Below are 11,377 nucleotides of genomic sequence, written 5' to 3'. Positions count from 1 at the left end.
CGAGGGGGCCACCTTTCAGGCGGAGAACACGTTCGGGGCCTTCGCGGGCAGGCCGAGCCGCGCGCGCAGGGTGGTTCCCCGGTGCGGTCGGAACCAGGACCGCCGGCGCAGGGCCGGGACGACCTCCGCGGCGAAGCGGGACAGGGTGGTGGGCAGGAACGCCGGGCGCAGGTGGAACCCGTCCACGTCCCCGGAATCCCAGGTGTCACCCAGCAGTCGGGCGAGTTCGTCCGGCGTACCGGCGAACCGGGCGCGGCGCGGCGCGACGCCCCCGGCGACCCCGCCCCAGTCGGACACGCCGTGGTCACCGCGGAACAGCACCTCCAGCTCGCCGATGACCCGGGTGCGCGCTCCGACCCGCGCCCGCGCCTCCCGCGCGTCCGGTACGTCGACGAACACCATGTCGGCTTCGGGCGCGGGGGCCCGGTGCCCGCGCGGGTCGAAGTCGACCGCGAGGACGGGGTGGCCCTGGGGCGGCCGGGGCACGTTCGCCGGGCCCTTGATGCGGAAACGAGGTCCGGCGTGGTCGATGTGGCGCACCCTGGACCGGTCGAGGAAGCGCCCGGTGGCCATCTCCCTGATCTCCGCACCGTCCTCCCAGCTGTCCCACAGCTTGGTGACCACGTCGGTGAACTCGGCTTGCTCCGCGTGGAGTTCCTCCCATCCGGCCGGCGGCTCGGATCCGAAGTGCGCGGCCTCGGCCGCCGCGGTGACCACGCGCCGGCGCCAACCCGCCCGGCCCCGGCTGATGTGGTCGAGCGTGGCCAGTGCCCTGGAGACGTGGACGGGTTCGCAGTGCGTGGTCGTCACCGTGGCCAGCAGGCCGATGGTGGTGGTCAGCGGAGCGATCGCGGCGAGCACGGTGAGCGCGTCCTGGCGCCCCAGGTCGGCGCAGGGGCCCTCCGGGACGGTCATGGAGTCGTCCAGCGTCACGAAGTCGAGGCCGCCGCGTTCGGCCTGCTGCGCGAGCCGTCGTTGGCGCGCGGGGTCCAGCGGATCACCGGGGGAATGCCACCGGGAATCCGGATGGCAGCCGGTCGCGTCGATGGCCATGCCGAGGAACATCGGCCGGCTCCTCTCGAAGAGCGGTTCAGGGACGGGTGCTCGGGGATCCGGCGCCCGGATGGATCGGGGACTGCCGATGGGCCCGCAGCCTAGGCCGGGAATACCGGCCGACCGGGCTTTGCGGGAGAAGGGCAGCGCATTCGTCCGAGGTGGCCGGGGCAATTGCACGGATCGATGGAACGGTGGAGTCACGGCCGTGCAGGCATCGGAGCAACCGTCTGAAAGGGCTTGTGGGCCGCTTCGGAACGCCCATAGGTTCGACCCATCCCACCGAGAGAACTGATTCCTCGGAATGCCGGAATGCTCGTCCCTGTGCAACCCGATGTAATCCGATGTAATCCGATGGAATCCGACAGAAGGAGAAGGACATGAGCGACACCCAGAAGATCACGCCGGAGACCGCCTCCCAGGAGATCTCCCCCGAGGTCGACGACGAGGACCTGGAGGCGCTTTCGGGCGGCCTGGAGGTCATCTGACCACCACGTTCCTGGTCGTGCACCGGCGGCGAGTGTCGCGGGTGCACGACCAGTTCCGTTTGGGCCCTGCGCGCCGTGGTGCGGGCAGGGCTTCCCTTTTTGAATTCCTCGCGTTCCCACCACCCCACCACCAGTAGAGAGCGCATGATGAAGGCCGCACAGGTGCGAGTCATCGAGTCCATGCAGGAATACGCGCCCCGGGCCGAGGAGAGGAGGGTCTTCCTCGCCGGCGGTATGCACAATTGCCCCGACTGGCGCCACGACGCGATATCCATATTCCGCCGGACCTGGTCCGGCGCCGGCGCCGACCGGTGTTCCCTGGCCCTCCTCAGTCCGCGCCGGGTCATCTCCGACGCGTCCGGCTTCAACGAGGCCATGGTGACCTGGGAGCACCGGCACCTGGCCATGGCGGACCTGGTGCTCTTCTGGTTCCCGCGCGGGAACTCGGCACGGCCGGAACAGCCCATCGCCCTCTATGAACTGGGAGCGACGGCCGCCACCGGTCGGACGATCTCGGTGGGCGTCGAGGACGGCTACCGGCGCCGCCCGGACGTCCTGGCGCAGCTGCGCTGCGCGCGGCCGGGACTGGCAGTCCACGGCGACCTGCGCTCCACGGTGAGCGCCGCGGTGGTGGCACTGCGGGCCGGGTCCCGTCCGCTCCGCAGTGTTTCGTGAGTGACGTGAGAGAAAGCGAGCCCCTGATGGACACCCTCCGCTCATTGGTGGGAGACCCCGAGCCGTTCCTCGCGGCCGCATGGCGGCGTGAGGCCCGCGTGCTCGGTCCCGGCGTGCCGTACGCCCGCCCACTCACGCTGGGCGACCTGGACGCCGCGCTGACCGGCGGTCTGCTGCGCCGTCCCTATCTGGAAATGGTCCGCGGCGGACGCAACCTGGAACTGGGGGACTTCACCACCCCGCGCCGGGTCGGTGAACACGAGTTCCCCGGCTACGCCGACCCGGACAAGGTGCTGCGGAGGATCTCCTCGGGAGCCACCCTGCTGATGCGCAACGTCGAGCACTGGCACCCGGGGGTCGCGGCCTTCTCCTCTCGGCTGGGCAGCGAACTCGCCCGGCCCGTCGAGGCGTTCGTGTTCGTCACGCCCTCGGGGGAGCAGGGCCTCGGTTCGCACCGCGACGACGCGGACGTCTTCGTCGTGCAACTGCACGGCAGCAAGCGGTGGCAGGTGCACGGCGCCCCGGTGGACGACGCGTGGGAGGTCGGATACGCGCCGCAGCCGGGGCCGGTGGTACTGGAGACCACGGTGGAGCGCGGACAGGTCCTCTACATCCCGTGCGGAGCACCGCACTCGGCCGTCGGCATCAGCGGCGGCCTGTCCGTGCACCTGTCGCTGACGGTGCGCAGGTCCGGCGCCGGCGCGCCGGGTGTCCCGGGGTCGGACGCACAGGTGGCGCCCTCCCTGGTGGCGCTGGCGGCCGCGCTCGACGGCTGAGGAACGGGAACCCCGCGCGGACGCGGGTACGCAGAACGGTCGTGCCGATGTCGGCACGGCCGTTCTGTCGTGCGCCCGTTCCGTCGCCCGCGACGTGCCGCGGCGGCCGGCGGGCAGGACGCACTGCGTCCTGCCCGCGGGCGGCGGCGGGCGGGGGCGGCGCGGCCCCCCCGCCCCCCCCCCCCCGGCCCCCGCCGCGGGCTCCGGAGGGCGTGTGGTGCCTATTCGTCGGTCGTGACGGTCAGGCCCTTGAGCCCCGCCACGAGTGCCTGGAGGTCGTCGTCCGAGAGATCGGCGGCGTAGGTCTCGTCTTCCTCGTTCACGGTCCTTCTCCTCTGGTGTGCTTCCTGCGGGATTTCGGTATGCGGGGGGACGGCGACGTTCAGCGGGGAACGTCGGACAGCGCGGGGTGGCCCAGGCCGGCGACGAGGCAGTCGAGCTCCTCCTCGGTGAGGTCGGTGGCCTCGAACCGCTCGGGGTGGGGCACCAGCAGCCGCAGGACGCCGCCGTCGGCGATCGCCTCCCAGGCCCGGATCTGGGAGTCCAGGGCGTCGGACGTCACGGGCCGGTCGCGGACCACCTCGATGACGGTGCCCGTCGGCACGCGGATCCCGTGTTCGGCGAGCAGGGCCCCGGGATCGCGGAGCAACATCCGCTCCTTGTCGGGATCGGACCAGGCGGCCGCGACCACCGCGTGGTAGCGCGCGGCGAATGCGCTGCGCTCGGCTTCTTCCATCGTGCGGACCTTCGCTTTCGGTCAGGGGGCGGGGGAGGGGGCGGCGCCGCTCGGGTGTGCGGACTGCGCCCACAGCTGGCGCTGGGCGAGCCGGTGGAAAAGGCCGCCGGTGTCCGCGAGCAACTCGTCGTAGGTGCCGCTCTGGACGATGCGGCCCTGGTCCATGACCAGGATCACGTCCGCGTTGATCACAGTGGAGAGCCGGTGCGCGATGACGATCCGGGTCGCGGCGAGTTGCTGGGTGCTCGCGGTGACGATCTCCTGGGTGTGGTTGTCGAGCGCACTGGTCGCCTCGTCGAAGAAGAGGACGCGCGGCTTGGAGATCAATGCCCGCGCGATGAGGACGCGTTGGCGCTGCCCGACGGAGAGGGCGCCGCCGCCGAAGGACAGCAGGCTGTTGAGGGCCATGGGCATCCGGCGGATGTCCTCTTCGAGCCCCGCCATCGCCGCGGCCGCCCACACCTGCTCGATGGAGTAGGGCTGTGCGCCGCAGATGTTCTCCCGGATGGTGCCGCTGAAGAGCCGCCCGTCCTGGAGGACCACGCCGCACTGGCGGCGTACGGCCTGCACGTCGAGCTCGGCGAGGTCCTGCCCGTCGTAGAGCACGGAGCCGCTGCGCGGGCGTTCGAAGCCGAGCAGAAGGCGCAGGAGGGTGGACTTGCCGGAGCCGCTGGGGCCGACGATCGCGACGAACTGGCCGGGGCGGGCGTGCAGCGTCACCTTGTCGAGTACCGGAGTGTCCAGACCCGGGTAGCCGAAGGTCGCGTTGACGATCTCGATCTCGCCCCGGAGTTCCAGCGGTTGGACGTGCGTGGTCTCGCGCTCCGCCCGCGCGCTCAGCACCTCGGCGAGACCGTGCAGGCGGGGCAGCACGGCGACGAACTCGGCGCCGCTGGTCACCAGCAGGATCATGGACTGGAGTTGGAGCGCGAAGGCCGCGTTGAGCGTGAAGAAGGCGCTCGCCGACACCTGCCCGCGCAAGGGGCCGGCCAGCAGGGCGAAGAGGATCAGCTGTCCGGCGACGGGGACGGTCACGGCGACCGCGGTCAGGGCTCCCTGCACCCGGTGCACCCGTTGCAACCGGGCCCGTGCCACGACGGTGGCCTGCGCCCAGCGGCTGAACATGGCGTTCTCGGCAGCGGCCAGCCTGATCTTCATGATGCCGCCGAAGATCTCGTTGGTCACGGCCGCGGCGTGGTGTTCGGCGGGCAGGGCCTGTCGCTGACGGCGGATCACCACCGCGCCGAACAGCACGCCCAGACCGCTGGTGCCCGCCAGCAGCACGAGGGTGTACAGGCCGACGACGGGGTTGATCGTCAGGGTCAGGCCCAGCCCGGCCGCCGCGGTGAGCAGGGCGAGGAAGGTCCGGGTCGCCAGGCCGTTCAGGGCCTGGCGGGCGTAGGCGGTGCCCAACATCTTGCTGGCCAGGACACCACTGGTGGTCTGCGTGAAGAAGTCGGAGGGCAGGCGCATCAGCCGGTCCCACAGCGCGAGTTGGATGCCCGACTCCAGCCGGTCCTCCAGTCGCAGGGCGTGCAGGTTCAGGAGCGCGGTGAACAGGGCCGCCGCGACGGCGCTCACCAGGTACAGCCCGGTGGCCCAGGGCAGGTCCTGGACGCCTCCGGAGGTCAGGGAGCTGAGCACCCGGCCGATCAGGAGGGGGGTGGCCAGGCTCAGCGAGGCGACGGCGACTCCGGTGACCAGCATGGAACGCAGTTCCGCCGCGGTGCCGAAGGCCCCTCGGCGCAGCAGCTGTCGCAGGCTGGTGTCGGCGGGCAGGGGCAACTGGGCCAAGGTGGCGTTCTGGCCGAAGGTGCCCGCGCGCCTGCGGTCCACCGGGGTGCGCGCCCGGGTGTGCGGGTTCACCATCCAGTACCGGCCGCGGGCGAACAGCAGCGGCACCGGGACCAGGTGGTCCTGCCCGGTGGCCGCGTCGTCGTCGGACCGCCCGGCCGCGGACGCCGGGCCCGTCGAGTGGGCCGGGCGCCAACCGATGAGCGGTCCCACGTTGTTGCGCCACCACTTCGTGGACAGCCGGACCTGACGCAGGTGGAGCCCCGAGCTCTGCGCGACCGCCCGGAGCTCGTCGCCGTGGTTGCTGGTTCCCGGCGTGTGGGTGGGTGGTTCGCTCACGGTGACGTCCGCGCCCTCGGTGACCACCTGCAAGGTCTCCACCGCCCAGGCCCGGGCGTCCTGGGCGCCGCCCGTGGCGAGCCGGCCGCCACGGGCGCTGTTCGCCCCGAGCACGCCCAGGGCGCGCCGGGCACTCGCCGCCACCATTTGTTCGGCGGCGCGCTTGCGGACGTCGAGCGCGTGCAGGAACGCGCTGTCGGTCGCCAGGGCGCGGTCACCGAGCGACCGCACCAGATGGGCCATCTGCTGGTCGACGGCTTCGAAGAGGGCCCCGGAGCGCAGCAGGTCCGGGGTGTTCAGGAGCTCGACCAGACAGTCCGACTCCGCACGGGTCCAGTCCTGGAGACCGAGGAAGAGCGCCTCGCGTCCGGCCGACACGAGGTGGTCGGCCAGGCCGTTCTTGCTCATGCGGCCGTCCGCCAAGCGGATCCAGCACGGCCGCCCGCTGCCCACGACCGTACGGCCGCGCGCGAGCGAGACGATCTGCCGGGAACGCAGCACCTCGGCGTCCCGCGGGGCACCGGTGGAGCGCACCGCGTCCGAGACGGCCTGGAGCGCCCGGTCGAGCGCGTCGCTGATCACGTCGGCCGTCCGCTCGTCACGGCCGGGCGGCCGCCCGCCGTCCGGCTCCTCGGGCTGGACCCGGCGGACCAGCCGGGAGAGCTGCTCGTGATCCACGTCGCGCAGCCGCCCGCCGGGCAGCGGCACCACGGTGAGCTGCCATTCGCCGGTCGCGGTCGAGGAAGGGATCGCACTGTGGGCGGGGCAGCGCGCCACGAAGTGCTGCCGGGAGCTGTCGCCGTCCGGTACGAGGCGGCTCGCGAAGATGTCGGCCGGCCCGCCTTCGACGAGGTAGACGGTGTGCCGCCCGTCGAGGCGCCGGGTCGTGGTGGAGGCGGGCGCCGCCAGTCCGGCGAGCAGGTCCCAGTCCTGGGGCGGGACGATGGTGGCGCTCATGTGGTTTCCTCCGCTGCCTTCGCCTGGTGCCGGATGAGCGCCGCGTAGGAACCGTCGCGTTCCATCAGGGCGTCGTGCGTGCCGCGTTCGACCTCCCGGCCGTGCTGGAGCACGATGATCCGGTCGCAGTCGCGGATGGTGGACAAGCGGTGGGCCACGATGAGGCAGGTGGCGCCGCGGCGGCGCAGGTTGGAATCGATCAGTCGCTCCGTTTCGGTGTCCAGGGCGCTGGTGGCCTCGTCCAGGATGAGCAGTCGGGGGTTGCGGACCAGGGCGCGGGCGATCTCCAGGCGTTGGCGCTGGCCGCCGGAGAAGTTGCGTCCGCCCTCGTGCACCGGACTGGCGAGACCGCCGGGGCGGGCCGCCACTTCCTGATGGATGCAGGCGTCCTTGAGGGCCTGTACGACGTCCTCGTCGGGGACGGTCGGGTCCCACAGGGTGATGTTGTCCCGGACCGTGCCCTCGAACATGATCTTGTCCTGATCGACCATCGCCATGGTGGCGGCCCACAGCCCGGGGTCGAGCGCGTGCGGCTCGCGCCCGTCGATGGTGATCCGCCCGCTCCAGGGCTGGTGCAGGCCGGCGAGCAACCGACCGACGGTGGACTTGCCGCTGCCCGAGCCGCCGACGAGCGCGATCCGCGCCCCGGGGGGCAGTTCGAGCGAGAAGTCCTGGAGGAGGGGCGGGACCAGCGGGTTGTAGCCGAAGGTGACCCGGTCGAGCACGACGTGGCCCTCCAACGGCACGGGTGCGGCACAGGCGGCGGGTGCGGGCGGCAGGGGATAGCGCTCCACGTCCTGGAGTCGCTGGAGGTCCGCGCCGATCTCCTCGACCTGCGCGCTGACCGTGGTGAGGCTGGTGACGGGCCGGTTCATCGCGACGGCCAGTCCCTGCATGGCGACGAGCACCCCGACGGTCAGGGTGCCCGTCAGCACGAGGTGACTGCCGAGCGCGATCAGTACGGCGGTGTTCAGCGCGGCGAGCAGCGCGGGCACCGCCGCCACGACCGCGGCGGGCACGCCCGCCTTCTGTTGGCCCGTGGTCACCGCCGCCTGGCGCGCGGCGAACTGCTGGTAGCTCAACTCCTCCTGCCCGCTCGCCTTCACGGTCTCGATCATCGAAATGGTGGTGTAGACGGCGGCGAAGAGCCGCCCGCGCTCGGCCTGGAGCCCCGCGATGGCGGTCGCGCGGATGGTCGACAACCAGCGCAGCACGACCACGTTGAGCCCGGAGAAGACCAGCGCGCACAACCCCAGGACGAGGTCGTACTGGCACAGCAGCGCGGCGTAGGACAGGGCCAGCGCCATGTCCACCGCGGTGGACGCCAGACGCCGGGTGAAGATGTCGGCCACCACGTCGTTGGTGCGGACCCGGCGCGCCAGATCGGCCGCCATGCGCTGGTTGAAGAAGCCCAACGGCAGCCGCAGCATGTGCCGCATCAGGCGGGCCGCACTGCCGAGCGCCACCGCCGTCTCGGCGCGCACGAGCAGCCGCTGCTGGAGCCACCCCGCCACGAGGGTGATCACGGTGGCCACGGCCATCGCCGCGACCAGGGCGACGGAGGTCGCCGATTGCGAGCCGAGCAGCACGCGGTCGACGAAGACCCGGGTGAGCGCGGGCACCGCGATCCCGACCAGGGCGACGAGGAGGCCGAGGATGGCGGTCTGCGGCACGACCGAGCCGAGGTTGCGCCACCGCTCGCGCAGCGTGCGGACCAAGCTGAACGGGTGCCCCCCGCGCTCGAACTCCGGGCCCGGCTCGACCGCGATCAGGATGCCCGTGTACGCGTCGTCGAACTCCTCCCAACTCACCGTACGGGGCCCCGTGGCCGGGTCGTTGAGCCTGACCTTGCGCCCCAGGCCCTCCAGCACCAGGAAGTGTTCGAAGTTCCAATAGAGGATGGCCGGCAGCTGCACCGAGCCGAGATCCGCCACGGGACTCTGGCGCCCGCGCGCGGTCAGCCCGTAGCGGCGCGCCGCCTTGGCGACGCTGGCCGCGGTGGACCCGTCGCGGCTCACCCCGCAGGCCTGCCTGAGTTCTTCGAGCGGGACGTGGCGCCCGTAGTGGGCCAGCACGATCCCCAGTGAGGCAGCCCCGCACTCGGTGGCCTCCATCTGGATCACGGTGGGGGTCCGCACCCGCTTGGAGGTCGGCCGGTCGGCGGCGCGTCTGGGCAAGGTCATCCTGGGCAGGGTCGGGCTCATCGCTTCACCAGCCAGTTCAGCGGGCGCTCCTGGGCCACGGTCAGGGTCGCCGTGACCGCGCTCTGCGAGTTCAACGCGAAGGACGGGGAGGAGCGAGACCACTTCAGACCGCTGGCGGACTCGGTGTCGGGCGTGAGGCGCACGGTCACCGCGACCACGGAACCGGTGGTGAGGAAGGGCGTCACGTCACGGCCGGCGCCGAGGAAGGCGTGCAGGGACTCCTCGGTCTCCGGCAGGGAGCCGACGGCCGAGACCGTTCCGGACAGCGTGCCGAAGACGCTCACCGGCGCCACCGCCGTAGACAGCCGAACGGGCATGCCGACGCGCAGCAGCGGGGCGTGCGCCGCCGGGACGTAGACCATCGCCTCCAACCGGTCGCCGGGCGTGTCCAAACGCTCCAGCACGGCGACCTTGCTCCCGGGCAGCAGCATCTCTCCCTCGGAGATCCGCACGCTGACCACGTGAGCGGTCCACGGCGCGGTGACCGTCTCGGTCACGCCGTTCTGACCGACCAGGGTGTAGAGGGGCTGCTCCTTGCCGACCCGTTGGTTCGGGGCCACCAGGACCGAGGTCACCTGCCCCTGCCGGGTGGCGTCCAGGGTGACGGCCCCCGCCGCGTGGGTGAGCACCCCGGGCGCGTCCACGGTCTTCGGCACGGTGGCGAAGGCCGACCAGGTGCCGATGGAGAGCACCACGACCAGGAGCGCCAACGTCGTCAACCAGCTCGGTATCGAGGCCAGTCGGGCGATCTCGTCGAGTTGCTCGGGCGATTCGAGCTTTCGAAGGGCTTGTTTGCGGAATCTCAAGGCTGCTCCTCGCAGTCGGATGGGCGGGAGCCGAGAGTGAACTCGGCTATGGCGGGTTCGACCAGCGTGTCCAGTCCCGACAGCGCGGCGAACGAGGCGACGTCCCCCGCCCCCAGCGCGCAGGGGGCCAGGCCCATGTCGGTGGCGACCAGATACATCCACGCGGTCAGGATTCCGGCGTCCTTGAGCGCCAGGGCGTACGGAATGCCTTCGTACTTCCACATCAGGCGGCCGATCCGCGCGGTGATCACGAACAGCACCTGGGGCGGGGCCGGCATGGTGGCCGTGGCGCGCGCGAACGACAGCATCCGCGCGGTCTCGGGGCCCGTGGCGGCGACGGCCGCCAGCCGGTGCCGCGCCGAGTCGTAGTGGTAGAGCCCGCTCTCCAGGCCGGCGCAGCGCGAGACCAGCGGATAGATCTCCAGCTCGCCGATCCCACCCGCCCCCGGGTAGGGGCGCCTGCCGCCTTCCTGCCCCGCCGCGCCACTGGTGGTGGCGGGGCCGAGCCGCTGGACCCGGTGCAGGAACTCGGCCAGTTGGGACGCGCTGATGGGCCGCTCGTCGTCCTGGCGACGGATGCTGCGGCGGCGTGACATGACGGCGGCCAACGAGTCCGATCCCGCTCCGGCCGGGTGCGGGGCGGGCCCCGGCAGCGCGATCGTACGACGCGCGGCGGGGCCGCCGGGCCGACCCGGCTCGGGCTCCGCCTCCGGCTCGGGGCCCGGCTCGGGCTCCGGCTCCAGGACGCCGCGGAAGCGGTGGGTGGCGCCGATCGGCGCCGCGTGGCGCTGCGGCCGGGTCCGGTCGTGCAGCCACAGTTCCTCCGGGGACCACAGGCCCATCGGCGCGGTGCCGACCTCGGCCTCGGCCTCCTCGCACGTCACCAACACCTGGGCGGAGAGCAGTTCGTCGAGCACGTGCCCGGCGGTGGGCTCGTCCACCTCCAGCGCCTTGGCCACGTCGAGCCGGCCGACCCCACCCGTGGCGGCGCCCACCAGGACGGCGCCCAACTGGGCGTGCGTGCAGGCGATCGCGACGGTGCTCAGCGGGGAATGGGCCAGCATCCGCCCCCGATCGGTGCGCAGCACCGCGAAGCGGGACAGCCGGTAGAGCACCCCGGCGCCGTGCCGCCGCCGGACGGGTCCGCTCTGCGCGCCGATCCCGCGGGGCACCACGTCCAGCAGGGCCCGTGCCCCGGCGGAGACGCGACGTTCCAGCCAGCAGTGCGACAACAGGCGCCGCACCAGGAGTTGGGCCGCCAGGATGCGGGTTTCACCCTCCAGGCCGGAGACGAGCTGGGCTATCTGGAGGTCGCTCATCCAGTCCTCGGCCATGCGCAGGAGCAGCGCGCGCCGGCCCGCCTCCGGGTCCGGCAGGCGCAGCCGGTACCGGGACTGCTCCAACACCAGTGACCCGCCCGGTTCGTGGGTCAATCGTGCGTCGACGCGCAGCCGATAGCTCTCGACCTTGGTGGCGCCCGGAAACGGGGACGTGCGTTTCATGGGATTTCACGATCCTGATACGGGGACGGTCGTGCGAGGGGAGGGCG

8 protein-coding genes are annotated in these 11,377 nt (G+C 72.3%); 2 read left to right on the top strand and 6 right to left on the bottom strand.

Features of this window, described 5'->3' with window-relative positions; translation table 11 throughout:
* Positions 1 to 15: 15 nt before the first annotated feature.
* Positions 16 to 1,065 carry an LLM class flavin-dependent oxidoreductase gene (locus tag ACIBEA_RS14955; protein WP_399260775.1) on the bottom strand — a complete coding sequence of 350 codons (1,050 nt, stop codon included), beginning with the start codon at positions 1,063 to 1,065 and terminating at the stop codon, positions 16 to 18.
* A gap of 620 nt (positions 1,066 to 1,685) precedes the next feature.
* Between ACIBEA_RS14955 and ACIBEA_RS14950 the strand changes: the two genes are divergently transcribed.
* Together ACIBEA_RS14950 and ACIBEA_RS14945 are read left to right on the top strand one after the other, a co-directional pair.
* On the top strand, positions 1,686 to 2,216 hold the full coding sequence (locus ACIBEA_RS14950; RefSeq protein WP_399260773.1) for a nucleoside 2-deoxyribosyltransferase domain-containing protein: 531 nt from the start codon (positions 1,686 to 1,688) through the stop codon (positions 2,214 to 2,216).
* 5 nt (positions 2,217 to 2,221) lie between these two features.
* Positions 2,222 to 2,992, top strand: a complete 771-nt coding sequence (locus ACIBEA_RS14945; RefSeq protein WP_399260771.1) for a JmjC domain-containing protein — start codon at positions 2,222 to 2,224, stop codon at positions 2,990 to 2,992.
* 382 nt (positions 2,993 to 3,374) lie between these two features.
* Here ACIBEA_RS14945 and ACIBEA_RS14940 read toward each other — a convergent pair whose 3' ends face one another.
* The 5 genes from ACIBEA_RS14940 to ACIBEA_RS14920 are packed head-to-tail and all read right to left on the bottom strand — an operon-like array spanning position 3,375 to position 11,330.
* Positions 3,375 to 3,728 carry a hypothetical protein gene (locus ACIBEA_RS14940; RefSeq protein WP_399260769.1) on the bottom strand — a complete coding sequence of 118 codons (354 nt, stop codon included), beginning with the start codon at positions 3,726 to 3,728 and terminating at the stop codon, positions 3,375 to 3,377.
* A 21-nt stretch (positions 3,729 to 3,749) separates the two neighbouring features.
* The gene (locus ACIBEA_RS14935) at positions 3,750 to 6,818 is read right to left on the bottom strand and encodes an ATP-binding cassette domain-containing protein (protein ID WP_399260767.1); all 3,069 of its coding nucleotides are present in this window, start codon (positions 6,816 to 6,818) and stop codon (positions 3,750 to 3,752) included.
* Positions 6,815 to 9,001 (bottom strand): NHLP family bacteriocin export ABC transporter peptidase/permease/ATPase subunit, encoded by a 2,187-nt coding sequence (locus tag ACIBEA_RS14930; protein WP_399260765.1) that lies wholly within the window; start codon positions 8,999 to 9,001, stop codon positions 6,815 to 6,817. The genes ACIBEA_RS14935 and ACIBEA_RS14930 overlap by 4 nt, the downstream gene beginning before the upstream one ends.
* A 17-nt stretch (positions 9,002 to 9,018) precedes the next feature.
* Complete coding sequence (locus ACIBEA_RS14925) at positions 9,019 to 9,828, bottom strand: HlyD family efflux transporter periplasmic adaptor subunit (protein ID WP_399260762.1); 810 nt, start codon at positions 9,826 to 9,828, stop codon at positions 9,019 to 9,021.
* A complete protein-coding gene (locus ACIBEA_RS14920; protein WP_399260761.1) occupies positions 9,825 to 11,330 on the bottom strand; it encodes a SagB family peptide dehydrogenase in 1,506 nt (501 codons plus the stop codon). The genes ACIBEA_RS14925 and ACIBEA_RS14920 overlap by 4 nt, the downstream gene beginning before the upstream one ends.
* Positions 11,331 to 11,377: the final 47 nt, after the last annotated feature.

Origin of the sequence: Streptomyces sp. NPDC051555, assembly GCF_044454405.1 — a bacterium.
Classification (GTDB): Bacteria; Actinomycetota; Actinomycetes; order Streptomycetales; family Streptomycetaceae; genus Streptomyces.
This window is presented reverse-complemented; position numbering and strand designations above follow the sequence as displayed.